Source organism: Pseudomonas sp. Fl4BN1 (assembly GCF_009908285.1).
GTDB lineage: Bacteria > Pseudomonadota > Gammaproteobacteria > Pseudomonadales > Pseudomonadaceae > Aquipseudomonas.
Genome location: NZ_JAAARM010000009.1, coordinates 149,471 through 174,919 on the forward strand (window position 1 = coordinate 149,471; position 25,449 = coordinate 174,919).

Below are 25,449 nucleotides of genomic sequence, written 5' to 3' on the forward strand. Positions count from 1 at the left end.
GAAAAAAGTCCCAGCCAGCGATTGCCGCCAGCCCCGCCCCTGCGTAGGCTGGCACGATCTGGGTGAGCGTTGGCGCCAGCTCTTTCTGCGGCAACACAGGGCCTTTTTGCGTTAAAGGGAATCAACGATTCATGCTCCCCCGGGTCTCGCTGCGCCTCCTCGCCTTATTGTTCTGCGCACTGCTGCTCAATGCCTGCCGTAATGAAGACGCGCCGCCCCTCGACCAACAACTCTATATCTGGCAGCGCCAGTGGACTCCCGCCCACGCCGAAGCCCTGGCCGCTTCCCGAGAGGATTTCTCCTGCCTCCGGGTCCTGGCGCTGCAAGCTTTTCCACAGGCCGGCTGGAGCCGCGCGCGGATCGACGCAGGCCTGCTCAAGCAGGACGGGCGCCCGCTGATCGCGGTGGTCCGCCTGGATGGCCAACTGCCGTCCCTGGATCAGGCCGAGATCATCCGCCAAGTGCAGCAACTGCTGGTCGACTGGCAAGGGCAGGGGCTGACCCTCGCCGGTATCGAGATCGACCACGATGCCGGCACTGCACGGTTGCCGGCTTACGCCGAGCTGCTACAGCGATTGCGAGCGGTGCTGCCGGTGAACCTGGCCCTGAGCATCACTGCGCTGCCGTCCTGGCTCGACAGCCGCGAACTGCCCGGGCTGTTGGCCCAGGTCGACAGCAGCGTGCTCCAGGTGCACGCGGTGAGCGATCCACGGCGCGGCCTGTTCGATCCCGGGCAGGCTGAACAATGGGCCAGGCGCTGGGCGAAGATCAGCGACAAACCTTTCTACCTGGCATTGCCTGCCTACGGCGTGGCGTTGCTGCCCGGTGCCCAGGGTGTGCCCGTGGTGGAAAGCGAAGCGCCGATTGCACGCCGCGGTCAGCGCCAGGAGTTGATGGCCGACCCCGAGCAACTGAGCCAACTGGCCAAGACCCTGCGCCATGAGCCGCCGCCGCACCTGGCTGGCCTGATCTGGTTTCGCTTGCCTCTCAAGGGCGATGTACGGGCCTGGAGCCTCGACACCCTGCGCGCAGTAGCCCGTGGCGACACTCTCGACAGCCGCTTGACGGTGGCCCTGCAGGAGCAGGATGGCCTCTTCGACATCAGCTTGAGCAACTCGGGCAACCTCGATCGGCCGTTACCTGAACAACTGACCCTGGCCGTTGCCCAATGTGACGGATTTGACGGGCTCGGCGGCTACACCGCCCAATTGCGTGACGGCCAATTGCTGTTGACCCGCCAGCAGACCGGCCGCTTGGCGGCGGGCGGCATCCGGGCCGTGGGCTGGGCTCGCTGTACAAAAATTGACCAAGGAGCTGCACATGTTCGTCCCTAGATCCCGCTACCTGCTGTGCCTGAGCCTGTGCCTGCCCTTGGCCCCGGCCCTGGCCTGCGGTCCGACCTTTCCCATGCGCCTGCTGGAAGATCGCTCGCAGACCCTGGCGCAGTTGCCTGAAGGCAGTTTCCGGTTCGAAGTCAGCCGGCTGGGAAAGGCCATAGCCGGGCTCAAGCCCGTGGCCGAGAATACCTTCAGCCGTGATTACAACCTGCCTGAAAGCTACGAGGTGCAAGAGCGAAACTCAGCGGAACAGCAAGGGCTGAACGAGGCTCAGAAAGCCCTGGTCGGCCAGCTGCGCAAGCTCAACGACGGACACGTAGCGGAACAACAAGGGGCCAGCCTGCCGCCGGAGATCAACCTCTACACCGCCGGCGCCGTGGCCTTCGGCGCCGGGGATCATGAGCTGGCGGCGGAGTATTTCCGCAAAGTGCTGGCGCTGCCCGCCGAGCAGCGTGCACTGCGCAGTACCTGGGCCGCCTATTCCCTGGGCCGGGCCCTGCAAGCCATCAGTGAACAAGCCAACGAGCTGGACGAGCAGGGGCGCAGTGCCACCTTGCAGGCGGCGCGCCAGGCCTTCATCCAGACCCGTCAACTGAACATCGATGGCTTCAGCGACCCCCTGGAACTGGGCATCGCCAGCCTGGGAGAAGAGGCGCGCATTCTGAAGAACCAGAACCAGTGGAGCCAGGCCATCGACCTGTATGCCAGCCAGAACCTGTTGGGTTCGGACGTCGGCTACAGCTCCCTGAAGCAAGTGGTGGGCGAGCTGGGCGGCCTGTCGGACGCGCAACTGCTGGAACAGCTCAAGCAGCCTGCGGTGGCGCGCTTGCTCACTGCCTCGCTGGTCTCGCACCAGGGCTGGTCCTTTGGCGAGAAGCCGGCTGCCGAGCAGAACCTGATCAAGCTGCTGAGCCAGGTCACCGCCGGCACGTTCGACAACGCTGATCGGCTGGCAGCGCTGAATTACCAGAACGGCGATTTCGTCACCACCAAGCAACTGCTGGAGCATGCCGGCGACGGCGGCCTGGCCTGGTGGCTGCGGGCCAAGCTGGCGCTGCGCGACGGCGACAAGGTGGCGGCCGCAGCCGCCTACGCCAAGGCCGCCGCGGCCTTCCCCCGGGACGAGAGCTGGGGCTTTCGTGGCGACTACGACGGCAACTATGAAGACCTCAAGCCGGGCTGCCGGGTAGAAGGCGAAAGCGCCTTGCTGGCCCTGGATCGCGGTGACTACGTGCAAGCGTTCGAGCTGCTCTACCGCAGTGGCGACATCTACTGGCACGACGCGGCGACCGTGGCGGAGCGGGTGCTGACCCTGGATGAACTCAAGCACTTCGTCGACACCCAGGTGCCCGCGCCGCCGCCCACCCCCAAGCAACCCGATGCCTACTACGAGAGCCTGCCGATTGCCGCCCAGGTGCGCGAACTGCTGGGCCGACGACTGCTGCGCGAAGGTCGCTACGAAGAGGGCTGGGGCTACTTCTACAGCCCCGAGCGCCAGGCCGTCGCCAAGGCTTATGGCGAACACCGGCGCAGCGCCGAATCGGCCTGGCTGCCCACGGGGCGGGCCGAGGCCTATTACCAGGCGGGCCAGCTGGCGCGGGCATCGGGGATGGAGATCCTCGGCTACGAGATGGGCCCGGATTACCACAGCCTGTGGGGCAGCTACAGCCTGGAAATCCCGCCGGTGCAGGCGGGCCCGCTGATCAGCGCCGACGAAGTGCAGCGCCAGCGCTCCACCACGGCCGAACCCGATGTGCGCTACCACTATCGCTACGTGGCCGGGGAGTTGGGCAACCGCGCCGCGGATTTCCTGCCCCATACCAGCCAGGCCTATGCCGCGGTGCTGTGCAAGGCGGCGCGCTGGACCCGCGGCAGCGATGCCGAGATCGAGTACTACCAGCGCTACGTGGAAAACGGTCCCTTTGTGGAGTGGGCCGGCAACTTCGGCATGAACTGCGAAGAGCCGGACTTCGGCAGCGCCAACAAGCGCTACCTGACCCAGTGGCTGGCTGAGTCTCGTTCTACAGTGGAGCGACACAAGCTGGCGGCTGCCGGTGGCGGCGTCGTCCTGCTGGCTGCCGCCTACCTGTTCTGGCGCCGCCGGCAAACCGCCTGATTGTGGTCAGGAGGACGCGCTTGCCACTCAGGTTTGCTTGTCCTCAGGCCTGCTGGACAAAGGTCAGGCGCAGGGCGAAGCCAATCAGCAGGCTACCGAACAGCCACTGTTGCAACCGTTGCGCCGAAGGGCTGCGCTGCATCCAGCGGCCCAGTCCGGCACCGGCGAGGGCGTAGCAACAGTCGAACATCCCGCCCACCGCCACCAGCAGTACGCCGAGGGTGACGAATTGCGGCACCACCGCGCCGGCCTGGGGGTCGACGAACTGCGGCAGCAACACCGAGCAGAACAGCAGCGCCTTGGGGTTCAACAGGTTGGTCAACAGACCGCGCTGGATCGCCTGGCGCCAGCGCAGGGGTGTGGCCGCCGCGCCGGTGTTGTCGAGGCTGGGCAACAGGTTCGCGCGCAGGCACTGGATGCCGATCCATAGCAGATAGGCGGCGCCTACCAGGCGCACCAGGTCGAAAGTCCAGGGTGCGGCCTTGAACAGTGCTGCCAGGCCCAAGGCGGCCAGGGCCACGTGGCAACTGCGGGACACGGCTAGCCCCAGGGCGGTGGCCAGCGCCTGGGCCTTGCCTTGGCGGGCACCGGTCTGCAGCAGGAGGATCATGTCGGGCCCGGGCAGCAGATAGACCACCGCCAACGCCAGGAAATACATCCACAGTTGCGCCACCTTGCACCCCATTCGTTGTCGAGTTGGTGCGCCCAGTTTAGGGCCGAAGACCCGGGCAGGTGCTTGCGTAATCAGCCAGCAAGACCGCTGAAATTGGCATAACCTTCCAGTATTTAGCAGAGCTACCATCCGAATATGCCAAATATGAAACTCGACGCTTACGACCGCAAGATCCTCGCCGCCCTGCAGCGCGATGGTCGCTTGAGCAATGTGCAACTGGCAGAGGAAATCGGCCTGTCACCGTCACCCTGCCTGCGCCGGGTGCGCATGCTGGAAGAGGCCGGGGTGATTCGTGGCTATCAGGCGACCCTGGATCGCGATGAAGTGGGGTTGGGGCTGACGGTGTTCGTCGGGGTCAAGGTGGAGCGGCACAACGACGCCGAGGCCGAAGCCTTTCGCCTGGCGGTGTTGCAGTTACCGGAGGTGATCTCGGCGTTCCTGGTGTCCGGCGAGTCGGATTTCCTGCTGCAGGTCGTCGTTCCAGACTTGCGCGGTTATGACCGTTTCCTCACCGGTTGCCTGCTGAAGATCCCCGGCGTCAGCGATATCCGCAGCAACTTCGCCATTCACACGGTGAAAACCCCGGGGCCCCTGCCATTGGGGCACTTGCCGGGGTGAGGTGAAGGCTAGCGCCTCAAGTCCACCAGTAGCGCACCAGGTGGAAGAAGATCGGTGCGGCGAAACACACCGAATCCAGGCGGTCGAGCATGCCGCCGTGGCCTTCGATCATGTGCCCCCAGTCCTTGACCCCGCGATCGCGCTTGATCGCCGACATGACGATGCCGCCGGCAAACCCCAGCAGGTTGATCAGCAGGGCGATGAGGAACGACTGCCAGATGTTGAACGGGGTTATCCAGAACAACGCCCCACCGATCATCGAGGCCAGCAGGATGCCGCCGACAAACCCTTCAACGGTCTTGGACGGCGACAGGTTGGGGGCGATCTTGCGTTTGCCGAAAAGTTTTCCACAGACGTACTGCAGCACGTCCGAGAGCTGCACGACGATCACCAGGTAGGCGATCAGCAGCAGGTTGCGGCCTTCGTAGCCGGCGATGTCCAGGGTCAACAGGGCCGGGACGAAGGACACGCAGAACACTGCGATCATCAACCCCCACTGGACCTTGGAGGCGCGTTCCAGGAAGTGCGTGCTGTCGCCCCCGAGGGACGCCAGGATCGGCAGTAGCAGGAACACGTAGACCGGGATGAAGATCGAGAACAGCCCGTACCAGTCGGAGTAGATCAGCAGGTACTGCAGCGGCAGCGCCAGGTAGAACGCCGCCACCAGCGCCGGGTAGTCGCTGCGCCGGGTCGGGGTCAGGGTCAGGAACTCGCGCAGGGCATAGAAGGACACCGCGTAGAACAACAGGATCACCGCTGCAGTGCCGAGCCAGAAGGCGATGCCGATCACCAGCACCATCACCCACCAGGCGTTGATCCGCGCATTGAGGTTGTCGATCACCGGATTGGGCGTGCCACGGGTGCGTAGCTTGAGGATGAAACCAATCAGCGAGGCCAGCACCAGAATGGCGCCAATGCCGCCGAACAACATCAGGGTCTGCTTATCCATCTCAGGCGTGCTCCGGGGCCAGGGCCAGCAGCGCGGCGCGGCTGCGTTCGAGGAAGTGTTCCTTGCTTTCATCTTCTTCCAGGGTCAGCGGTGCACCGAAACTGGTGGTACACAGCAGCGGCAGGGGCAGGAAGCGGCCCTTGGGCATGACCCGGTTGAGGTTGGCAATCCATACCGGGATCACCTCGACCTGTGGATAACTCTTGGCCAGGTGGTAGATGCCACTCTTGAACGGCAGCAGGCCGTCTTCCAGGTTGCGTGTGCCTTCTGGGAAGATGATCAGTGAGTCGCCATGCTCCAGGGCGTCGAGCATCGGTTGCAGAGGATTATCCACAGGCTCCTTGCGCTCGCGGTCGATCAGCACGCCGTTGAACACCCGGTTGATGATGTAGCGGCGCAGGCCGCTTTTCTGCCAGTAGTCGGAACCGGCCACGGGCCGCGTCAGTTTGCGCAGTGCCGGTGGCAGGGAGGCCCAGAGCAGCACGAAGTCGCCGTGGCTGCTGTGGTTGGCGAAGTAGATCCGCTGCACCGCCTGTGGTGCCGAGCCGAGCCACAGGCTGCGTGCGCCAGTAATGCTGCGGGCTGCGGAGGTGATGAGGTTGGCGACCAGGGGTTCGAACATATGCATTCCTTATCCGGCGAAGGTCAGCCAGGGGCTGGCCAGGATCAAGCTCAATATCACCAGCACTTGTGCTGCCAGCAGCAGCGCCTGACGGCGCAGCAGGCCCAGGGCACCGCGGCTGCGTTCATTCCAGGGGCGGCCGCCACGTTCGGCAGGCATCAGGCCGAGGGCGCCCAGGGCCTGATCCAGGGCCTGGGTGCTGTGTTCCAGGGAGGCCGGGGTATCGGCCACGCGCTGAAACAGATCGGCATCGAAAGCCACCCGCAGCGCCAGGTACTTTTCCACAAGCCCCAGCAGGATCAGGGCGACGCTGATGAGCAGGCCCCCCAGGCTGACGCTGGCCAGCAGGTACTGGCCCAGGCCGTACAGAGCACCGAGCAGGGTCAGCCCTGTGGATAACTGATCCAGGGCCCGGCCCTGGCGCAGCAGGCTGGCGACGCTGTGCAGTTGCATTTCAGTGGACATGGGCCGCCCTCTTGGCAGGGAGCAACGTCTCAAGGGCCTGGCGATGGGCCGCTTGCAGGACAATCTGCGGACGGGCCCGCTGGATTTGCACGATGGCGGCGTCCACCGTGGCCGCACGGCCGCTGTGCAGCAACCAGGCGGCAATCGCCGTGGCGCTGCGCGAATAACCCAGGGCACAGCACACCAGCAAGGGGCCGTGCTGGCGCAGACGTTCGATGGCCTGCGCCGCGGCCAGGCACTGCTCCGGGCTGGGGGCGCAGAGGTCGAGCACCGGCAGGCTCTGATAGCCCTGCAACTGCTGGCTGTCCAGGGACAGTTCGGCGCACAGGTCGAGCACTGCGACAAACGGGCTGTGCTTGAGCTCTGCCGGGGTTGGCAGGCGTCCCAGCCAGACGTTATCCACAACCTGATCCGGCTGTGGGTGCTTTTTTGTCCACAGCCGCGAGTTGATCCAGGCCGCCGCCAGGTAGGGCGCCAGCAGCCAGCGCGCGGCGGGGCTGAGGCTACCGTCCACACGTTTCTGGAAACCCTCGGCGCCCAGCAAGGCGTAGTTCAAGGCCACCAGCAATAGCGCCACCGCAGGCCAGATCAGCCACAGGCCAGTGCCGCCCCAGGTGCCGGCCGCCAGGGCTAAAAGCGCTGCTCCCAGGCCATAGCGCAGGGCCAGTTGGCGACGTCTCGGGTCGCGTGCCGGATGGGCACTGAACAGTGGGCTGGGGCGATCCAGCGGCCACAGCCAGACACACAGCCAACCAGCCAGGGCGCCGGTGGGCACGTCGATAAAGTGGTGTTGATAGGTGCTCAGCACCGACACCCCGATCAACGCAAACCAGCCATGCACCAGCCAGCGCCAGAAACCCTGGGTATGCCGCGCATAACAGACCCAGAGCACCACCAGCAGGGCAATGTGCAGGGAGGGCGCCTGGTTGAAGGGCTTGTCGAAGCCCGCCAACACCGCGAACAGCCAGCCAAACACCCCGTCCAGCTCCGGCCGGGGGAAGGTGAAGCGCAGTGGCCAGAGCAGGAAGCAACTGACCGCGATCAGCTGGGCGGTGAGCAAGCGCAGGGCATGACGCTTGAGCTCGTCACGGCTGCGCGGCAGTAGCAGGGACAGGCCGTAGAGCAGGTCGATGGACCAGTAGGGCACGATGGTCCAGGCCCAGAACGGCATGTGCCGTTCCCAGTCGAAGACCAGGCTGGCGACGTCGTCCCGTTGTGCGGTAACCCAGGTGGCGAAACCGTAGGTGCTGAAAAACAGCGGTGCCAGCAACAGCAGCCAGAGCACCGCGGGTTTCAGTAATCCCGGTTCGCGCGGGGGCAACCCGGTATTGCCCATCATTGCACCCGTACGGCCAGGGACACGCTGAAGATGCCCCATTCATCCACCCGCATGGTGATCTTGCGGAAGCCTGCGGCCTCCACCAACTGGTCCATTTCCGCCTGGGTCCGGCGACGCATGACCCAGGCCTGGCCTTCACGGTGGCTGGTCAGGGCACGGGCGATCAGTTCCAGCTGCGGGTGCCAGGGCTGGCCGGTGTACACCAGGAAACCGCCGGGCGCCACGGCGCTGGCCAGGCCGGCCAGGGAGCCGCCGACCATCTGGTTGTCGGCGAACAGCTCATACAGCCCGGACACCACCGCCAGGGTCGGTTTCGGATCGAGGGCAGCCAGGTCTTCGCGATCAAAGGCGTTGCCTTTGACGAAGCGGGCGATTTCACCCAGGCCCTTCTCCTCGATCAGGGCGCTGCCGTCGCGCACGTTGATGTCGCTGTAGTCACGCAGCAGGATCGATTCCGGCAGCGGGCTGACCCCTTGCAGGGCTTCGAGGATGTAGCGCCCGTGGCCGGCGGCGATGTCGACGATGCGTACTTCGTTGTGCTGTTCACGGAGTTTCTCCATGGCCAGGCGCAGCAGTTCCTCCACATGCAGCTTGCGTTGGCGAATGCCGCGCCAGCCGATGGAGTTCAGGTAGTTCTGGTCGATCATCCGACCCAACGGTGAATGCCCGGTGGGGCGGTTGCGGTAGACGTAGTCCAGGGTGCTGCCGGAGTCGAAACCAGTGTCGAAGCCCAGCTTGACCCCTGCCGACAGCTGGCTGCCCAGGCGCATGCTGGCGCGAGTGGCACGCCAGTACAGGTCGCGCAGGGAGTTGTGTGGCAATGGCGCGGCCAGGGATTCGGATTCGGCGCAGGTGACGCCCAGGCGATCGGCATCCAGCAGGGCAGGGCGGTTCAGCGGGCGCAGGAAGTTCTGCTGAATGAATCGGCGGGCGCTGGCAATCGCCGGGGCCCGTTCCTTCTCGCCCAGGGTGTCGTGGAAGAAGCCCGGGAGGATGTGTTTTTCCTTTTGCAGGCTGCCCAGGCGCTCGAAGAACTGTTCCTGGGGCTTGCGGTGCACCACGAAGTCGGCGCCGGAAATCAGCAATTGGGTCGGTACCTGGATGGCTTGGGCATCGGCCACTACTCGGTCAGCTGCTTCATACAGGCCCAGCAGGACGTTGACCGAAATCGCTTTGGTGATCAGTGGATCGCTGTCGTAGCTGCGTACCCGTTCCGGGTCGTGGCTGAGGAAGCGTGCCTTGACGTAGCTGTTGACGAAGAAGTTGCCGCGAAAGCGCCGCATCAGGGCCAGGCCGGAGCGGGCGAAGGGCACGTACAGCTTGACCTTGAAGGCAGGGGACGCCAGCACCAGGGAGCGGATCCGCGGGGCGTAGTCGTGCACCCAGGTGGCGGCGATCACCGCGCCGACGCTCTGGGCCACCACGGCAATGTTTTCTTCATCGATCTGGTGGGCGCTGGCCAAGTGGTCGCAGAAGGTCTGCACGTCGCGCACGCTGGTGGCGAAGCTCGGGCTGTCGCCCCGGGCTCCCGGCGACTGACCATGGCCGCGGGCGTCCCAGGCAAAGAAATCGACCTGAGGCAGGTTCAACTCATCCACCAGGTGTGCAATGCGCCCCGAATGCTCGTGGCCGCGATGGAACAACATCACCGCCTGACGCGGTTCGCCAGGGGCCACTTCAGTGGCCGGCCAGTGGCGGTAAAACAGTTCGACACCGTCATGGGTCCGGAACGTCTGGTGTTGAGCGTCGCGCATAGCCATTTCCTTATGCAGAGGGAGCATTGTGCTGAACTTCTTTGAGGCCCTGGCGGACCCGGTTGATCAGGGTGTAGACCAGCAGCGCGGCGACCAGTGCCAGCACACCGTTGATCCACAGGGCACTGAGCCAGCCCAGGGCGATGCCGGTGGCCAGCACGCCGAGGATGAAGGCGCGGTCGCTTTTGCCCATGGGCCCGTCGTAGCGCCGTGAGGCGCCGATCATCGGCCCGAGCACGCCGGCATATTCGCTGAACAGCGCCAGCAGGGTCACCGCCAGCACCAGTAGCAGGCTGACGTCGGGCAGCAGGGCGAAAGGCAAGATCAGGGCGCTGTCGGCGACCACGTCGCAGAGCTCGTTGAGGTAGGCACCCAAGCGCGACTGCTGGCCGAATTCCCGGGCCAGCATGCCGTCGATGGCGTTCAGCGCCATGCGCAGGATCATCCACAGGGGAATCAGGGCGAAGAGCCAGGTGTGGCTGGCAAACAGGGCGATCAACGCGCCCACCAGCAACGAGATGACGGCGGCCAATACAGTGATCTGATTGGCTGTGGTGCCGTTGTCGTACAAGCGCTGCACCAACGGCCGCAGCAAGTTTTGAAAGCGCGGTTTGAGCTGGTAGATCGAGAGCATGATGGGACGGTTCCTTGTCGCACGCGGTAGGCAGGGTTGGATTATTGCCTTAAATGCCAGGGGGCTGACATCAGAAGTTTATGCACGATCAAACAGCGGTCTCTGGGTGTTCGACGCACGTAATAGATGAAAAGGCATGGCGCGCGACAAAAATTTCACTCGAATCGTTATACAGTAACGAATTGTTTTGGATTTCTTCGGCCCGGGATCTATCCCCGAGGCCGGACTAGAGCGGCGGGGTGGTATGCAAGTCGATCTTGAGACGCAGGGGGCCGAAGTGGCCGCCTTGCCACGGTTCCAGCAGGCGGCGTTCCACGCTGGGCGTTTGCAGCGCTGGGGCACTGCATTGTTTGGCCTGGCGGTGCTGGGGCTGGTGTCGGCGGTGTTCGTCGATTTGTTCGCTGCGCTGACGATCTGGCCGGTGATTCTGGTGAACCTGTCCTGTGCGCTGTTGGTAGCGGTGGCGGGCCTGCAATCGGCCTGCTGGGTCAGCCGCTGGCGGGAAGCGGCAATCAATCCGCCGCCCGCAGTAGCGCCCCAGGTGATGGATGAGCCTGGGGGTGAGCCTCTCGGGCGTCTCTCGGCTGTTCTGGCTGTGCGCTGGCGTCGTTTGTTGCAGCAGATAGGTGCGCCGACCCTGTGGCTCGCCGGCTGGTCGCTGCTGATCCTTTATTGTGGCGTGCAGGTCTTCAACCTGTCGTTGCCCGCCACCGGCCTTGGCTTGAGTGCCAGTGTGTTTGCGGTGCTGGCCTTGCTGCTGGCTTTTGCCCTGCTGGTACTGGAGCGGCAGCTGGCCCAGGAACACTCAGGGGAATGGCCGGAAGCCGGCGCCCTGGCGCAACTGTTGCGGGTATCCATTGTTTGTTTGCTGGTGAGTGCGCTGTGCCTGTTATTCAGCAGTGACACGGCACTCTGGCCGGCACGCTTGGCGGTGTTGATGGGCTTGCTGCCGGTTCTGGTGGCGGGTGAGCTGTTGTTGCGGGCTCTGTTGTCACTGTTCAGCCCCCAACGCGAACAACTGGAGCCGCGTTTGCTGGCCCACAGCTTTGTCGCCGATATGCTGCGCTGGCCACCGCAGCCGCTGCTCAGCCTGCAGCATGAGTTACACAACCGTTTTGGCATCGATCTGCGGCAGATCTGGGCCTTTGCCTACATGCGCCGGGCCTTTCTGCCCGTGCTGGCCCTGGTGCTGCTGGTGGGTTGGCTGTTGACCGGTGTTCATGAGATTTTGCTGCAGAATCGCGGTATTTACGAGCGTTTTGGCAAGCCTGTGGAAGTCTTCGGCCCAGGGTTGCACGTGGGCCTGCCCTGGCCTTTGGGGCGGGTGCTGAGCGTTGAAAACGGCGTGGTCCATGAACTGGCCACTAGCGTGGGCGATACCCCGCAACCGGTGCAGTTGGCTGCGGCCGAAGGGCCGGCGCCACAGATCGCCAATCGCCTGTGGGATGCCAGCCATGTGAATGACAAATCCCAGGTGATTGCCAGCGGCAACGCTCAGCAGCAGAGCTTCCAGATCGTCAACATGGACGTGCGCTTCGTCTACCGCATCGGCCTGGATGATGCCGCAGCCTTGGCAGCAACCTATAACAGCAACGATGTGCCGACGTTGATTCGCAGTACCGCCAGCCGGGTACTGGTACACGATTTTGCCTCGCGAACCCTCGATGGCCTTCTGGGCGAAGACCGCACCCGCCTGGCGGATGACATTGGCCGAGCGGTGCAGGCTGACCTGGGCAAGCTCGACAGTGGGGTGGAAATTCTTGCAACGGTGGTCGAGGCCATTCACCCGCCGGCCGGTGCGGCCAATGCTTATCACGGCGTGCAGGCGGCGCAGATTGCTGCCCAGGCGCTGATTTCCCGGGAGCGCGGCGCGGCTGCCGAACAGACCAACCAGGCGCAGTTGCAGGCCAGTGTGGTCAACGACAAGGCGCGCGCCGATGCCCATCAACTCCAGGCCACGGCCCAGGCCGCCGACCTGCGGTTTGCCGCCGAGCAGAAGGCCTACGCCGGCGCGGGGCAGGCATTCGTCCTTGAGCAATACCTGAGTCAGCTGAGCCAGGGCCTGAGCCAGGCCAAATTGCTGATTCTTGATCATCGTCTGGGGGGCGACAGTGCGCCGACCCTCGATCTGCGTACGTTTACCTTACCGGCCGACCCAGTGGCGCCGCGTAAAGCCGCTCAGCCAGGAGCCGACCATTGAGCCAGTCTTCCCATACTCACGATCACGCCGCTCACGACCATGGCCATCATCACCATCATGGGCATCACCACCATCATCATGGTGCTCCGGGCGAGGCGGGGCCTTTTCCCTGGCGGCGCATGGGCTGGGCAGTAGTGCTGGTGCTGTTTGCCGTGGCGGCCGCCAGTCTGGTGCAAGTGCGCTCCGGAGAGGCGACGGTGATCACTCGCTTCGGCAATCCGGCGCGAGTGCTGCTGGAACCAGGACTGAGTTGGCGCTGGCCGGCACCTTTCGAAGCGGCGATCCCGGTGGATCTGCGTTTGCGCACCACTTCCAGCGGTTTGCAGGACGTGGGCACCCGCGACGGTCTGCGCATCATCGTTCAGGCCTACGTCGCCTGGCGAGTGCAGGGCGACCCAGACAACGTGCAGCGTTTCATGCGGGCGGTGCAGAACCAGCCCGATGAAGCGGCACGGCAGATCCGCACCTTTGTCGGCTCGGCGCTGGAAACCACCGCCAGTAGTTTCGATCTGGCGGATCTGGTGAATACCGATGCCGGCAAGGTCCGAATCGCCGACTTTGAAGCGCAGCTGCGCAAACAGATCGATCAACAACTGCTCTCCACTTACGGAGTGCAAGTGGTACAGGTTGGCATCGAGCGCTTGACCCTGCCCTCGGTGACCCTGACCGCAACCGTGGATCGGATGCGCGCCGAGCGAGAAACCATCGCCACTGAGCGCACGGCCATCGGCAAGCGTGAAGCGGCACAGATCCGCTCCGCCGCCGAGCGCGACGCGCGGATAGTCCAGGCCAATGCCACGGTGAAAGCGGCAGATATCGAGGCGCAATCCCGGGTTGAAGCGGCGCAGATTTATGGTCGTGCCTACGCCAGCTCACCGCAGCTGTATAACCTGCTGCGCTCCCTCGACACTCTGGAAACGGTGGTGACACCGGGCACCAAACTGATCCTGCGCACCGATGCGGCGCCGTTCCGGGTGCTGGTGGATGGCCCGCCGAGCTTGCCCAATAAAGCGCCTGGATCGCAGCCATGAATAAGGTTCCACGTGGAACAAATGAGCTGGGCAGCCCGTGGATTCAGGCCGGGCGCCTGGCGTTTATCGCGCTGTATGCGGTAACCGTGCTGGCTGCGCTGGCTTGGGCGGTGTCCAATGTGCGGCAGATCGATCCGCAAGACCGGGCGCTGGTTTTGCACTTTGGCGCGCTGCAACGGGTGCAGAATGCCGGGTTGCTGTTGGCCTGGCCCCGTCCCTTTGAGCAAGTGATATTGCTGCCTGCTGCAGACCGGGTTTTGGAGCGTCGGGTTGAGGGTCTGCTGCGTTCCGACGCGGCCTTGGAGGGCGATCGGTTGGCGAGCCTGGCCACGCCCTTGAGTGATGCCCTGGCCGGATCGGGTTATTTGCTTACCGGTGATGCCGGTGTCGTGCAACTCGATGTACGGGTGTTCTACAAGGTCAGTGAGCCCTACGCTTATGTCTTGCAGGGCGAGCATGTGCTGCCGGCCCTCGACCGCTTGGTGACCCGCAGCGCGCTAGCACTGACTGCGGCCCGGGATCTGGACACCATCCTGGTGGCACGTCCGGAGTTGATCGGCAGCGACAATCAGGCCGCTGAACGTCGTGAGCGTTTACGTGGTGATCTGCTGCAAAGCATCAATCAGCGCCTGGCGCAGTTGACCGCCAGTGGTCAGGGCATTGGTGTCGAGGTGACACGGGTGGATGTGCAATCGAGTCTGCCCGGCCCGGCGGTGAGCGCCTTCAACGCGGTACTGACCGCCAGCCAGCAAGCCGACAAGGCCGTGGCCAATGCCCGCACCGAGGCTGAGAAACTCACTCAGGGTGCCAATCAACAAGCTGACCACAGCCTGCAAGTGGCTCATGCCCAAGCCAGTGAGCGTCTAGCCCTGGCCCAGGCCCAGACCGCCACCGTACAGAGCCTGGCCCAGGCGCAACGCAACGGTACCGATCCGCAAATGCTCTTGCGTATCTACCGCGAGCGTTTGCCGAAGATTCTCGGCCAGGCCGGCTCGGTGACTACGGTCAATCCCAAAGACGATTCCCGCCTGATCATTCAGGGAGCCGAACAATGACAGTTTCTCGCCAAGGGACGGCCCCGGTCAGCATGCTGACTTCGACCGAGCAATGCAGTGCTGCGCGTCAGTTGACCCTGGCGATGCTGGCCCTGGGGTTGCTGGGGCTTGGGCTGGTGTGGCGCTGGTTGGCCCCGGAGCAGGTCGGCGTCAGTCAATTGCTACTGGGTGTCGCCTCGCTGCTGGTGGCCGTGCCGGTGATGCGCTCGGCCTGGTTCAGCCTGCGTTATCCGAGCCTGCACGGCATCACCGATCAACTGATTGCCCTGGCCATGCTCGGTGCCTGGGCCACCGGTGATCTGCTGACCGCCGCCTTGCTGCCGATCATCATGATCTTCGGCCATGTGCTGGAGGAGCGCAGTGTGATCGGCTCCCAGGAAGCCATTGATGCCCTGGGCCGTTTGACCCGCAGTCAGGCGCGTCGGGTCCAGGCCGATGGCAGTGTGCTGGAGGTGGACAATGCCACCCTCAAGGCCGGGGACCTGGTGGAGGTTCGCGCCGGTGACCGGGTGCCCGCCGATGGTGTGGTGGTGTCCGGCCAGGCGAGCCTGGATACCGCGCCGATCACCGGTGAGTCGGTGCCCCTGGAAGCCGCGGTGGGCATGCAGGTGTTCGGCGGGGCGATCAATCTCGACGGCCTGTTGCGCCTGGAGGTGACCCGTACCGGCGAAGAGTCGACCCTGGGCAAGGTGATCGCCCTGATGCAAAGCGCCGAACGGGCCAAGCCGCCCATCACCCGTCTGCTGGAGCGTTACGCCGGCAGCTATCTGGTGCTGGTGCTGTTGTTGGCGGCGGTGACCTGGTTCATCACCAATGATGCCCAGGCCATGCTTGCCGTGCTGGTGGCGGCCTGTCCCTGTGCCCTGGTGTTGTCGGCGCCGGCCACGGCGATTGCCGGGATCGCCGTAGCGGCGCGCCACGGCATCCTGATCCGCAGTTCGGCGTTTCTCGAAGAGTTGGCGGACCTGACTTCATTGGTGGTGGACAAGACCGGCACCCTGACTTTCGGCACCCTGCGCCTGCAAGCCATCGACACTGCCCAGGAGGATCAACGGGCGATGCTCGCCCTCGCCGCCAGCCTGGGCTCGGCTAGCAGTCACCCGGTAAGCCGAGCGTTGGCCGGGCTGGTGAGCCAGGATCAGCAGTGGTCACTGCGTGATATCCATGAGCGCCAGGGGCTCGGCGTGGTGGCGCGTACCGAACAAGGCGAGGCCGCTTTAGGGCGTCCGGAGTTGTTTGCCCAGTTGGCAATCAACACCCGCCCTGTCCCGGGGCATGACGGGCCGATTGCCGGCCTGGCGCTCAATGGCGAGTTCCTCGGCTGGCTGCTGCTGGCGGACAGCGTCAAACCCGAAGCCCAGCAAGCGCTGGAGGAATTGCGTGAGCTGGGGCTGGGTCGCCAGTTGCTGCTGACCGGCGACCGGCAAAGTGTCGCGGACAGTCTGGCGCAGGAAGTGGGCATCAGCGATGTCGAGGCCCAGGCCTTGCCGGAAGACAAGCTCCAGCGGGTGCTGGGGGAAATCGACAAGGGCTTCCGGCCGATGGTGGTGGGAGACGGCATCAACGATTCCCTGGCGCTCAAGGCTGGGGTGGTGGGCGTCGCGATGGGCGCCGGTGGCGCGGATATCGCCCTGGCTTCGGCCGATGTGGTGCTGATCGGCAGCGACCTGCGGCGCTTGGGAACCTGCGTGCGCTTGAGTCGTGAATGCCGGCGCACCTTGCAGGTCAACGTGATCATCGGCCTGGGCTGGACCCTGGCCATTGTCGCCTTTGCCGCCTTTGGCTGGCTGGGAGCGGCGGGGGCGATGATCGCTGCGGTGTTGCACAACCTCAGCACTTTGCTGGTGCTGGGCAATGCCGGACGGTTGTTGCGGTTCCAGGAGCCGCTGTTGAAGCTGTGAAGACGACGTTCGTCGGCAAGCCAGCGCTCGCCGGTGCTGGTTTTTTTGTGAGTCGGTTGCTCGCCTGTAGTTTTTTTTCATCCCGGCTGTAACGCCGGGAGTCCTCCTCTCTCTAGTGCTAGGACGGGATTGAACAAGCGTCCCGCCAACCCCCTGCGACTATTGAGGAAATAAAAATGAACATGAAAAAAACCGTTGCCGGCGCCGCCTTGGCTTTCGCTGCCGCCACTATGTTTGCTGGTGTTGTCACTCAAGCGTCGGCCGCTGATGCCCAAGTTCATTGTTACGGCGTCAACGCTTGCAAAGGCCAGAACGACTGCAAGACTAAAGACCACGCCTGTAAAGGCATGGGCGCCTGCAAAGGTCAGGGTTTCAAGGCCATGACTCAGGCGGCGTGCGACAAAGCAGGCGGCAAAGTCGGCGAGTAAGCGGCGATCGAGTGCTGCCGCAGTGGATTGACGACCGCTGCGGCCACTTTGCAAGGAGTTCACGATGTCTGATTTCCCTTCAAGCCTGGGCTACGGCCTGGGTTTGCGCAGTGCCTACTATCAGCAGATTCTCGATGAAGCACCGGACATCGACTGGTTCGAAGTGGTGTCCGAGAACTTCATGGTCCAGGGCGGCAAGGCCCTGTATTACCTGGACGCCATCGCCGAGCGTTATCCGATCGTGATGCACGGAGTGTCGCTGTCGATTGGCGGCCCCCATGCCCTGGATCGGGATTACCTGGGCCAGCTCAAGCAACTGGCCAAGCGGGTTGGCCCGGCATGGATTTCCGATCATCTGTGCTGGAGCCGTGGCAACGCCCATCAGTTGCACGACCTGCTGCCATTACCCTACACCGAAGAGAGCCTGCATTACGTGGCGGACCGGGTGCGCCAGGTGCAGGAGTTGCTGGAGCGTCCGCTGGTGTTGGAGAACGTTTCCAGCTATGTGCGTGCAGCGGCGGATCAGTTCAGCGAGTGGGAGTTTCTTGCCGCCTTGAGCCAACTCAGCGGCTGTGAGCTGTTGCTGGACGTAAACAATGTTTACGTCAGTTCGCGCAATCATGGTTTCGATCCCTGGCAGTTCATCCAGGGCTTGCCGGCTCAGCGAGTGCGGCAACTGCATTTGGCTGGGCACCAGGACTATGGCGACTATGTGATCGACACCCATGACCATCCAGTGTGCGATCCGGTCTGGGAGTTGTATCAGAGGACACTCGAACACCTGGGACCCGTGGCGACCCTACTGGAGCGTGACGATCATTTTCCGCCCCTGGACGAGTTGCTCGCCGAATTGCACAAGGCGCGTGACCTGGGCCGGCAGACCCTGGCCGGGAGACAGCAATGCGCCTGAACGACTGGCAATTGACCTTTGAGGCCTATCTGTTGGGAGTCCAGCCCCAGGCGGACGCTGTGTTGGGTGACAGCCTGATCGGCGGCCCGACCCTGGATGTTGGCACCGGCCTGGCGATTTATCACAACGCTTATCGGGCGCGGCTGCTGGAGGTCATGGTCACGGACTTCCCGGCGATTTTGTATTGGCTCGGGGATGAAGAGTTTGAAGCCCTGGCCGCCGCTTACATACGTCAATCGCCGTCCCGGCATTTCAGCCTGCGTTGGCTGGGGCAGGGTTTTGCCGAGTTCATCCTCGGTCATCTGGTGGCGGAGCAGGGCGCACCCCTGGCGGAACTGGCGCGATTGGAGTGGGCCTTTACCCTGGCATTCGACGCCGTCGAGGCTGAGGTACTGACGGTGTCGACCATGGCGACCCTGGATGCCGAGGAATGGCCGTTGCTGCAACTGGGGCTGGCGCCTTGTGTGCAGTGGCTCGGCTGTCGCTATAACAGTGTGGCGCAGTGGCGAGCGGTCAAGGATCAGGCGGATTTCCCCGCCAGTGCCTTGCTCGACGAAGAGCAGCTTTGTCTGGTCTGGCGAGTGGAGCGAGTCTGTCGCTACCGCAGCCTGTCGACCGAGGAGACATGGGCATTGAAAGGCATGATTGAAGAGCGTTGGAATTTTGCGGAGCTCTGCGCCGAACTGGCCGTCATTTATGCCGAGGGGGCCCCGCTGCAGGCGGTTACCTGGCTGAAACAGTGGGTCGAAGACGGCCTGGTTATGCGCAGTGAATCATAGAAAACCGCTATCAGATCGATAGCCAGCTAGTTTTCTAGGATGGTCTACCCTCATTTCAGACGTCTGAAACAAGGGGGATTTTCCATGCTCGTGCAACTTCCACCGGCCTTACAGAATCTGCAATTGCCCTTGCGCCTGCGGCTCTGGGACGGTCATGAGTTCAATCTGGGGCCGGACCCCAACGTCACTATTGTGGTCAAGGACCCGCAATTGGTGGCGCAATTCACCCACCCCAGCCTCGACGCCCTGGGGGGCGCGTTTGTCGAAGGCAAGCTGGAGCTCGAAGGCTCCATCAGCGAAGTCATCCGGGTCTGCGATGAACTGAGCCAAGCCTTGCTGGAGGACGGTGAGGACAATCAGCCGGTGCGTTCACAGCACGACAAAGCCACTGACGCCGCCGCCATTTCCTACCATTACGACCTGTCCAACGCTTTTTATCAGCTCTGGCTCGACAGTGACATGGCCTATTCCTGTGCCTACTTCGAGACCGGCAGCGAATCCCTGGAACAAGCCCAGCAAGCCAAATTCCGCCACCTGTGCCGCAAGCTGCGCCTGCAACCGGGGGACTATCTGCTGGATGTCGGTTGCGGTTGGGGCGGGCTGGCTCGCTACGCTGCCCGTGAGTTTGGCGCCAAGGTGTTCGGCATTACCTTGAGCAAGGAACAACTGGCCCTGGCCCGTGAGCGGGTGAGTGCCGAAGGCCTGGACGATCTGGTGGAGTTGCAGCTGTTGGACTATCGCGACCTGCCCCAGGATGGCCGCTTCGACAAGGTGGTCAGCGTCGGTATGTTCGAGCATGTCGGCCACGCCAATCTGCCGGAGTATTGCCAGACCCTGTTCAAGGCGGTGCGCGAGGGTGGGCTGGTGATGAACCACGGGATCACCGCCAAGCACATCGACGGACGACCTGTTGGCCGCGGTGCGGGGGATTTCATCGAGCGTTACGTATTCCCCAACGGTGAGCTGCCGCACCTGTCGATGATCTCGGCGCAGATCAGCGAGGTCGGGCTGGAAATCGTCGATGTCGAGAGCCTGCGGATGCATTACGCCCGCACCCTGGACCACTGGAGCGAGCGCCTGGAAGACAATCTCGAGGCCGCCGCCCAACAGGTTCCACAGCAAGCATTACGGATCTGGCGGTTGTACCTGGCGGGTTGCGCCTATGCGTTCGCCAAGGGCTGGATCAACCTGCACCAGATCCTCGCGGTCAAACCCCATGCCGACGGCAGCCATGAACTGCCCTGGACCCGCGACGATCTCTACAATCCTTGACGCTGGCATTCACAGAATCGGAGAAATCAGCCGCGCGACCCGCATGCCCAGTTGTTGCAGGCGGTGGGTCTGGCGGCTTTCTTCCTTGGCGATTTCCCGCGCTTTGGCGAAGTCGGCTTCCAGCATCTGCTCCACCTCAGTGGCGAAGTCGTCGTCCACGGTCAGCAGCATCACTTCGAAGTTCAAGCGGAACGACCGGTTGTCCAGGTTGGCACTGCCAATGGCGCTGATCTCGTTGTCGATCAGCACCACCTTCTGGTGCAAGAACCCCGGCTGGTAACGGAACACCCGCACCCCGGCATTGACTGCCTCGAAGGCGAACAGGCTGGAGGCGGCATAGACGATGCGGTGATCCGGGCGCGCCGGCAGCAGGATGCGCACGTCCACATCCCGTAGCACCGCCAGGCGCAGAGCGGCGAACACGGCTTCGTCGGGGATGAAGTACGGGCTGGTGATCCAGACCCGCTCGGTGGCCGCGTGGATCGCCTCGACGAAGAACAGCGAGCAGGTTTCGTAGGCATCGGCCGGGCCGCTGGCGAGCAATTGGCAGAGCACGCCGTCATCCGGATAAGTGTCCGGAAGGATCAGCGGTGGCAACTCCCGTGCAGCCCAGAACCAGTCTTCGGCGAAGGATTCCTGCAGGCAGGCCACCACCGGGCCAGCGACCTGGATATGGGTGTCGCGCCAGGGCGCCAGCGGTGGTTTCTTGCCCAGGTATTCGTCGCCGACGTTGTGCCCGCCGACAAAACCCAGCACGCCGTCCACTACCACGATCTTGCGGTGATTGCGGAAGTTCACCTGGAAACGGTTGAGCCAGCCGCTGCGGGTGGCGAAGGCGTGGACCTGGACTCCGGCGTCGCGCAGTGTCTGTACATAACTGTTGGGCAGGGAATGACTGCCGATGCGGTCGTAGAGCAGGTGGATCGATACCCCTTCGGCGGCTTTCTCCAGTAGCAGGCGTTGCAGGCGTCGGCCCAGGTCGTCGTCGTGAATGATGAAGAACTGGATCAGCACGGCCTTGTGGGAGCGGCGGATGGCGTTGAAGATCGCCTCGAAGGTGGCGTCGCCGTTGACCAGCAGGCGCACCTGATTGTTGGCCAGGCAGGGCATGCGTCCGAGCTTGGGCATGGCGCGTAGTGAGGCATAGGCCTTGGAGGCCCGGGCAGTCAGGGCTTCTTCGACCCAGGGGCGCCAGTTCAGGGCATTGATGGCCTTGTGCATTTCCACGTTGGCCTGGCGCCGCGCCTGGATATAGGCGTCGAAGGTACTGCGGCCGAATACCAGATAGGGCACCAGGGTCAGGTACGGCATGAACATCAACGACAGGGCCCAGGCGATGGCGCCTTGGGCGGTCCTGACTGTAAGCACCGCATGGATGGCGGCGATCAGTCCGAGAGAATGCAGCAGTGCGATGATATAGCCGAAGATGTGCGGGCCGAAATAATCCATGGGGCAACCTTGCTCCTGAAGATTCACCCCCTAAAAGACCATGTTCTATAGCGAAAGTCGCTATTTTATTCTGTATGCAACACCGAGCCCTGGCCGAAGTCTAACGGCCACTATTGTCTAGGAGTCATTCGATGAAACTTCATTTACTGGGTTGGGCCTTGGCTGCGGGGCTGGCGCTTCCGGTGGTTGCGCAGGCGCAGATGCTGCAGCCGGGGTTGTGGGAGCTGACCAGCAGCAACATGAAGATCGAGGACCAGAACCTGCCGGACCTGTCGTTGATTCTTGGCCAGTTGCAGCAGCAAATGACCCCGGAGCAGCGGGCGATGTTGGAGAAGCAGGGCGTGACCATGGGTGGCAAGGGCATCCGCGCGTGCCTGACCCAGGCCCAGGTGCAGTCCGACACCATTCCGCTGCAGGACCCGCAATCGGGTTGCCAGCAGCAAATCACCGAGCGCAACGGCAATCAGTGGAAGTTTCGCTTCAGTTGCCCCAAAGCCCAGGGCAATGGGGTGGCCAAGTTCATCAGTGATCGCGAGTTCACCACCCATGTGATCGGCACCTTCAATGCCACCGGCCTACAGCAGAACGGCAGCATGGACACCCGTGCGGTGTGGCTGGGACAGGACTGCGGCACGGTAAAACCTCGCGCCTCATAAGCGGCTAGACGATACGGGCCAGGGCCTGCTCCAGCGTCAGGCGGCCCAGGTCCTCGCCGTTCCTACTGCGCAGGCTGACGTAGCCTCCTTGCTTTTCCTTGTCTCCGATCACCAGCAGGTACGGTACTTTCTGCAGGCTGTGCTCGCGGATCTTGTAGCCGATCTTTTCGTTGCGCAGGTCGGCACTGGCCCGCAGTCCGTGTTGGCGCAGGGTGTCGCGGACTTCCCGGGCATAATCCGCCTGGGCTTCGCTGATGTTCAGCACCACCACCTGTTGCGGGGCCAGCCATAGGGGCAGGGCGCCGCCATAGTGTTCGATGAGGATGCCGATGAAGCGCTCCAGGGAGCCGAACAGTGCGCGGTGCAGCATCACCGGTTGCCGACGTTCGCCGCTGTCGCTGATGTAGCTGATGGCGAAGCGCTCGGGCAAGTTGAGGTCGACTTGCAGGGTGCCGCACTGCCAGTCGCGCCCGATTGCGTCCCGCAGCACGAACTCCAGCTTTGGGCCGTAGAAGGCGCCTTCTCCCGGGTTGAGCTGATAGTCGACCTGCATGCTCTGCAGGGCGCCGATCAGAGCGTTTTCCAATTGGTCCCAGACTTCGTCACTGCCGATGCGGTTGGCCGGGCGGGTAGAGAGCTTTACCGCCACCTCGGCAAAACCGAACTCCTTGTAGATATCGAACACCAGGGCGATGGTGCTGGCGCATTCGCCTTGCATCTGTTCCGGGGTACAGAAGATGTGGGCGTCGTCCTGGGTGAAGTGACGCACCCGGAGCAGGCCGTGCAGGGCACCTGACGGTTCGTAGCGGTGGACCTTGCCGAACTCGGCGATACGCAGCGGCAGGTCGCGGTAGCTCTTCAGGCGGTGGCCGAAGATCGCTACCGCGCCTGGGCAGTTCATCGGCTTGAGGGCGAAGGTGCGCTGGTCCTCGGTGCTGGTGGTGAACATGTGGTCGCGGTAGTTCTGCCAGTGGCCGGAGGTTTCCCAGAGGCAGCGGTCCATCACGTCCGGGGTGTTCACTTCTTCGTAGCCGGCCTGTTCCTGGCGCCGGCGCATGTAGCCGATCAGTTGCTGGAACAGGGTCCAGCCCTTGGCGTGCCAGAACACTGAGCCCGGTGCGCAGTCGTCGAAATGGAACAGGTCCAGTTGTTGCCCCAGCTTGCGGTGGTCGCGCTTGGCCGCCTGTTCCAGGCGGGCCAGATAGGCGTCCAGATCCTGGCGGTTGGCCCAGCAGGTGCCGTAGATCCGCTGCAGCGGCGCGTTGTTGGCGTCGCCACGCCAGTAGGCACCGGCCACCTTGGTCAATTTGAAGGCTCGCAGTAGCCCGGTGGAGCGAACGTGAGGGCCACGGCACAGGTCCTCGAAGTCCCCCTGGCGGTACAGCGACAGCACAGCGTCCGGCGGCAGGTCGCGGATCAACTCGACCTTGTAGTCCTCGCCCAGAGCGCTGAAGTATTCCAATGCATGCTCGCGGGACAGCTCCCGACGGCGCAGCGAATGATTGGTGGCGGCGAGACTGGTCATACGCGCTTCGATCAGGCTCAGGTCTTCGGGAGTGAAAGGGCGCTCGTAGGCAAAGTCATAGAAAAAGCCGTCTTCGATCACCGGCCCGATGGCGACCTGCGCCGAGGGATACAGCTGTTTCACCGCCATCGCCAACAAGTGGGCACAGGAGTGGCGCAGCACCTCCAGCCCTTGCGGATCGCGAGCGGTAACGATGCTCAGGTTGGCATCCGTTTCCAGCAGATAGTCGCAGTCCACCAAACGGCCATCGACGTGCCCGGCTACGGCGGCTTTGGCCAGGCCGCTGCCGATGCTGGCGGCCACCTCGAACACGGACAACGGCTGGTCGTACTCACGGTACGAGCCATCAGGCAGGGTGATGCGGATCATCTTCAGTGGTCCTTGGTAAGGCGTGTGGGGTTAGCGGTTGAAGCGCAGGGGCAGGCCCTGGCAGTCGTCGTACAGGCGGCCCTGGTGCCAGGCGAGCTGGCCCGATACCAGGGTGGTGCTGACGCTATGGCGCAAGCGTTGGCCGGCGAAGGGTGTCCAGCCGCAGTGGGCGAGGATCGGCTGGCTGTCCACGGCCATGCCTTCAGGCTCGGCGCGGATCAGCACCAGATCGGCCCAGTAGCCTTCGCGCAGGTAGCCGCGGTCGGGAATCGCGAACAGATCGGCCACTCGGTGGCTGGTCTTGGCCACCAGGGTGGTCAGGGGCAGTAGCTGATCAGCCACCAGTTCCAGCAGCGCCGGCAACGCGTGTTGCACCAGCGGCAGGCCGGAAGGCGCGCGGGTGTAGGACAACTGCTTCTGCTCCCAGGTGTGGGGCGCGTGGTCGGTGCCGATGACGTCCAGGCGATGGCTGTTCAGGGCCTGGCGCAGGGCATCGCGATCGGCCTGGGTCTTGATCGCCGGGTTGCATTTGATCAGGTGGCCAAGGCGCGAGTAGTCGCGTTCATCGAACAGCAGGTGGTGCAGGCAGACTTCGGCAGTGATGCGTTTCTCGGCCAGGGGCCGGTCCTCGAACAGCGCCAGTTCCCGGGCGCTGGTCAGGTGCAGGACGTGCAGGCGGGTGCCGTGTTGCTTCGCCAGTTCCACGGCCAGGGACGAGGAGCGGTAGCAGGCCTCGGCATCACGGATCCGCGGGTGGGCGGCGGCGGGAATCTGCTCGCCATAGAGTTGCTGCCAGCGCTGTTGCCTGGCCTGGATGCTCGGGGTGTGTTCGCAGTGGGCCAGGAGGATGGTGGGTACTTGGCGAAACAACCGATCCAGTACCAGAGGATCGTCTACCAGCATGTTGCCGGTGGAGGCTCCCATGAACACTTTGACCCCGGCTACCTGGGTGGGATCGAGGGCGGCGATGGTGTCGAGGTTGTCGTTGCTGACGCCAAAGTGAAAGCCGTAGTTGGCCACTGAGGCGACCGCCGCGCGGCGCTTCTTGTCGTTGAGGGCGTCCAGGGTCAGGGTCGCCGGCGAGGTGTTGGGCATGTCCATGAAACTGGTGATGCCGCCGGCCACCGCTGCCCGCGACTCGCTGTACAGGCTGCCTTTTTCCGGCGCCCCGGGATCACGAAAATGCACCTGGTCGTCGATCATTCCCGGCAGCAGCCACTGGCCCTGGGCATCGATTTCCAATTCGGCGCTGAGGTGATCGAGGCTGCCAATGGTTTCGATACGGCCGTTGCGCACCAGCAGGTCGGCGTCGAACACGCGTTCTTCATTGACCAGGCGGGCATTGCGAATGAGGATTCGACTCATGC

22 protein-coding genes are annotated in these 25,449 nt (G+C 63.7%); 12 read left to right on the forward strand and 10 right to left on the reverse strand.

Annotation, left to right across the window (positions count from 1 at the left end; genetic code table 11):
* Positions 1-131 precede the first annotated feature (131 nt).
* Both GV818_RS12900 and GV818_RS12905 read left to right on the forward strand, forming a co-directional pair.
* Positions 132-1,334, forward strand: coding sequence for a DUF3142 domain-containing protein (locus GV818_RS12900; RefSeq protein ID WP_161776720.1), 1,203 nt, complete (start codon positions 132-134; stop codon positions 1,332-1,334).
* A complete protein-coding gene (locus GV818_RS12905) occupies positions 1,321-3,453 on the forward strand; it encodes a hypothetical protein (RefSeq protein WP_161776721.1) in 2,133 nt (710 codons plus the stop codon). The genes GV818_RS12900 and GV818_RS12905 overlap by 14 nt, the downstream gene beginning before the upstream one ends.
* A gap of 43 nt (positions 3,454-3,496) precedes the next feature.
* Here the strand turns inward: GV818_RS12905 and GV818_RS12910 are convergent, their stop codons facing one another.
* Entirely contained in the window at positions 3,497-4,138 is a 642-nt protein-coding gene (locus GV818_RS12910) for a LysE family translocator (RefSeq protein WP_178124879.1), read from the reverse strand.
* Between the two features lie 132 nt (positions 4,139-4,270).
* Here GV818_RS12910 and GV818_RS12915 point away from each other — a divergent pair, with 132 nt between their 5' ends.
* On the forward strand, positions 4,271-4,744 hold the full coding sequence (locus GV818_RS12915; RefSeq protein ID WP_108544961.1) for an Lrp/AsnC family transcriptional regulator: 474 nt from the start codon (positions 4,271-4,273) through the stop codon (positions 4,742-4,744).
* 16 nt (positions 4,745-4,760) lie between these two features.
* Here GV818_RS12915 and GV818_RS12920 read toward each other — a convergent pair whose 3' ends face one another.
* The 6 genes from GV818_RS12920 to GV818_RS12945 are packed head-to-tail and all read right to left on the reverse strand — an operon-like array spanning position 4,761 to position 10,507.
* Positions 4,761-5,693 (reverse strand): phosphatidate cytidylyltransferase, encoded by a 933-nt coding sequence (locus GV818_RS12920; protein ID WP_161752581.1) that lies wholly within the window; start codon positions 5,691-5,693, stop codon positions 4,761-4,763.
* 1 nt (position 5,694) lies between these two features.
* The gene (locus GV818_RS12925; protein ID WP_161776723.1) at positions 5,695-6,315 is read right to left on the reverse strand and encodes a lysophospholipid acyltransferase family protein; all 621 of its coding nucleotides are present in this window, start codon (positions 6,313-6,315) and stop codon (positions 5,695-5,697) included.
* Positions 6,316-6,324: 9 nt separating this feature from the next.
* Positions 6,325-6,780, reverse strand: a complete 456-nt coding sequence (locus tag GV818_RS12930; protein ID WP_161752585.1) for a hypothetical protein — start codon at positions 6,778-6,780, stop codon at positions 6,325-6,327.
* Positions 6,770-8,116: a phosphatase PAP2/dual specificity phosphatase family protein gene (locus GV818_RS12935; RefSeq protein WP_161776724.1), complete on the reverse strand. Its 1,347-nt coding sequence runs from the start codon at positions 8,114-8,116 to the stop codon at positions 6,770-6,772. Before GV818_RS12935 ends, GV818_RS12930 begins: the two co-directional genes overlap by 11 nt.
* Positions 8,116-9,873, reverse strand: a complete 1,758-nt coding sequence (locus GV818_RS12940; protein WP_161752589.1) for a bifunctional alpha/beta hydrolase/class I SAM-dependent methyltransferase — start codon at positions 9,871-9,873, stop codon at positions 8,116-8,118. The genes GV818_RS12935 and GV818_RS12940 overlap by 1 nt, the downstream gene beginning before the upstream one ends.
* A gap of 10 nt (positions 9,874-9,883) precedes the next feature.
* Positions 9,884-10,507, reverse strand: coding sequence for a CDP-alcohol phosphatidyltransferase family protein (locus GV818_RS12945; RefSeq protein ID WP_161752591.1), 624 nt, complete (start codon positions 10,505-10,507; stop codon positions 9,884-9,886).
* 244 nt (positions 10,508-10,751) lie between these two features.
* Here GV818_RS12945 and hflK (GV818_RS12950) point away from each other — a divergent pair, with 244 nt between their 5' ends.
* From hflK (GV818_RS12950) to cfaB, 8 genes are all read left to right on the forward strand, one after another.
* Positions 10,752-12,707 carry a protease modulator HflK gene (gene hflK / locus GV818_RS12950; RefSeq protein ID WP_161776725.1) on the forward strand — a complete coding sequence of 652 codons (1,956 nt, stop codon included), beginning with the start codon at positions 10,752-10,754 and terminating at the stop codon, positions 12,705-12,707.
* Positions 12,704-13,738 (forward strand): protease modulator HflC, encoded by a 1,035-nt coding sequence (hflC, locus tag GV818_RS12955; protein ID WP_161776726.1) that lies wholly within the window; start codon positions 12,704-12,706, stop codon positions 13,736-13,738. Before hflK (GV818_RS12950) ends, hflC begins: the two co-directional genes overlap by 4 nt.
* Positions 13,735-14,793 carry a protease modulator HflK gene (gene hflK / locus GV818_RS12960; protein WP_161752597.1) on the forward strand — a complete coding sequence of 353 codons (1,059 nt, stop codon included), beginning with the start codon at positions 13,735-13,737 and terminating at the stop codon, positions 14,791-14,793. The genes hflC and hflK (GV818_RS12960) overlap by 4 nt, the downstream gene beginning before the upstream one ends.
* A complete protein-coding gene (locus tag GV818_RS12965; RefSeq protein WP_161776727.1) occupies positions 14,790-16,694 on the forward strand; it encodes a heavy metal translocating P-type ATPase in 1,905 nt (634 codons plus the stop codon). Before hflK (GV818_RS12960) ends, GV818_RS12965 begins: the two co-directional genes overlap by 4 nt.
* 176 nt (positions 16,695-16,870) lie before the next feature.
* Complete coding sequence (gene bufA2 / locus GV818_RS12970) at positions 16,871-17,122, forward strand: BufA2 family periplasmic bufferin-type metallophore (protein ID WP_161752601.1); 252 nt, start codon at positions 16,871-16,873, stop codon at positions 17,120-17,122.
* Between the two features lie 64 nt (positions 17,123-17,186).
* Positions 17,187-18,032 (forward strand): MNIO family bufferin maturase, encoded by an 846-nt coding sequence (gene bufB, locus GV818_RS12975; protein WP_161776728.1) that lies wholly within the window; start codon positions 17,187-17,189, stop codon positions 18,030-18,032.
* Positions 18,023-18,811 (forward strand): HvfC/BufC N-terminal domain-containing protein, encoded by a 789-nt coding sequence (locus GV818_RS12980; protein WP_161776729.1) that lies wholly within the window; start codon positions 18,023-18,025, stop codon positions 18,809-18,811. Before bufB ends, GV818_RS12980 begins: the two co-directional genes overlap by 10 nt.
* 84 nt (positions 18,812-18,895) lie before the next feature.
* Positions 18,896-20,083 (forward strand): C17 cyclopropane fatty acid synthase CfaB, encoded by a 1,188-nt coding sequence (gene cfaB, locus GV818_RS12985; RefSeq protein WP_161752607.1) that lies wholly within the window; start codon positions 18,896-18,898, stop codon positions 20,081-20,083.
* 9 nt (positions 20,084-20,092) lie between these two features.
* Here the strand turns inward: cfaB and cls are convergent, their stop codons facing one another.
* Entirely contained in the window at positions 20,093-21,532 is a 1,440-nt protein-coding gene (gene cls, locus GV818_RS12990; protein ID WP_161752609.1) for a cardiolipin synthase, read from the reverse strand.
* A gap of 131 nt (positions 21,533-21,663) precedes the next feature.
* Between cls and GV818_RS12995 the strand changes: the two genes are divergently transcribed.
* Positions 21,664-22,188, forward strand: coding sequence for a DUF3617 domain-containing protein (locus GV818_RS12995; RefSeq protein ID WP_161752611.1), 525 nt, complete (start codon positions 21,664-21,666; stop codon positions 22,186-22,188).
* Between the two features lie 4 nt (positions 22,189-22,192).
* Here GV818_RS12995 and thrS read toward each other — a convergent pair whose 3' ends face one another.
* Both thrS and GV818_RS13005 read right to left on the reverse strand, forming a co-directional pair.
* Positions 22,193-24,082, reverse strand: coding sequence for a threonine--tRNA ligase (gene thrS, locus GV818_RS13000; protein WP_161776730.1), 1,890 nt, complete (start codon positions 24,080-24,082; stop codon positions 22,193-22,195).
* Between the two features lie 30 nt (positions 24,083-24,112).
* Positions 24,113-25,447, reverse strand: a complete 1,335-nt coding sequence (locus tag GV818_RS13005; protein ID WP_161776731.1) for a dihydroorotase — start codon at positions 25,445-25,447, stop codon at positions 24,113-24,115.
* Between the last annotated feature and the right edge of the window lie 2 nt (positions 25,448-25,449).

Excerpts from the sequence above, each read along its gene's own strand:
- GV818_RS12900 (WP_161776720.1), top strand. The coding sequence starts at position 132 with ATGCTCCCCCGGGTCTCGCTGCGCCTCCTCGCCTTATTGTTCTGCGCA.
- GV818_RS12905 (WP_161776721.1), top strand. The coding sequence starts at position 1,321 with ATGTTCGTCCCTAGATCCCGCTACCTGCTGTGCCTGAGCCTGTGCCTG.
- GV818_RS12910 (WP_178124879.1), bottom strand. The coding sequence starts at position 4,138 with ATGGGGTGCAAGGTGGCGCAACTGTGGATGTATTTCCTGGCGTTGGCG.
- GV818_RS12915 (WP_108544961.1), top strand. The coding sequence starts at position 4,271 with ATGAAACTCGACGCTTACGACCGCAAGATCCTCGCCGCCCTGCAGCGC.
- GV818_RS12920 (WP_161752581.1), bottom strand. The coding sequence starts at position 5,693 with ATGGATAAGCAGACCCTGATGTTGTTCGGCGGCATTGGCGCCATTCTG.
- GV818_RS12925 (WP_161776723.1), bottom strand. The coding sequence starts at position 6,315 with ATGTTCGAACCCCTGGTCGCCAACCTCATCACCTCCGCAGCCCGCAGC.
- GV818_RS12930 (WP_161752585.1), bottom strand. The coding sequence starts at position 6,780 with ATGTCCACTGAAATGCAACTGCACAGCGTCGCCAGCCTGCTGCGCCAG.
- GV818_RS12935 (WP_161776724.1), bottom strand. The coding sequence starts at position 8,116 with ATGGGCAATACCGGGTTGCCCCCGCGCGAACCGGGATTACTGAAACCC.
- GV818_RS12940 (WP_161752589.1), bottom strand. The coding sequence starts at position 9,873 with ATGCGCGACGCTCAACACCAGACGTTCCGGACCCATGACGGTGTCGAA.
- GV818_RS12945 (WP_161752591.1), bottom strand. The coding sequence starts at position 10,507 with ATGCTCTCGATCTACCAGCTCAAACCGCGCTTTCAAAACTTGCTGCGG.
- hflK (WP_161776725.1), top strand. The coding sequence starts at position 10,752 with ATGCAAGTCGATCTTGAGACGCAGGGGGCCGAAGTGGCCGCCTTGCCA.
- hflK (WP_161752597.1), top strand. The coding sequence starts at position 13,735 with ATGAATAAGGTTCCACGTGGAACAAATGAGCTGGGCAGCCCGTGGATT.
- GV818_RS12965 (WP_161776727.1), top strand. The coding sequence starts at position 14,790 with ATGACAGTTTCTCGCCAAGGGACGGCCCCGGTCAGCATGCTGACTTCG.
- bufA2 (WP_161752601.1), top strand. The coding sequence starts at position 16,871 with ATGAACATGAAAAAAACCGTTGCCGGCGCCGCCTTGGCTTTCGCTGCC.
- bufB (WP_161776728.1), top strand. The coding sequence starts at position 17,187 with ATGTCTGATTTCCCTTCAAGCCTGGGCTACGGCCTGGGTTTGCGCAGT.
- GV818_RS12980 (WP_161776729.1), top strand. The coding sequence starts at position 18,023 with ATGCGCCTGAACGACTGGCAATTGACCTTTGAGGCCTATCTGTTGGGA.
- cfaB (WP_161752607.1), top strand. The coding sequence starts at position 18,896 with ATGCTCGTGCAACTTCCACCGGCCTTACAGAATCTGCAATTGCCCTTG.
- cls (WP_161752609.1), bottom strand. The coding sequence starts at position 21,532 with ATGGATTATTTCGGCCCGCACATCTTCGGCTATATCATCGCACTGCTG.
- GV818_RS12995 (WP_161752611.1), top strand. The coding sequence starts at position 21,664 with ATGAAACTTCATTTACTGGGTTGGGCCTTGGCTGCGGGGCTGGCGCTT.
- thrS (WP_161776730.1), bottom strand. The coding sequence starts at position 24,082 with ATGATCCGCATCACCCTGCCTGATGGCTCGTACCGTGAGTACGACCAG.
- GV818_RS13005 (WP_161776731.1), bottom strand. The coding sequence starts at position 25,447 with ATGAGTCGAATCCTCATTCGCAATGCCCGCCTGGTCAATGAAGAACGC.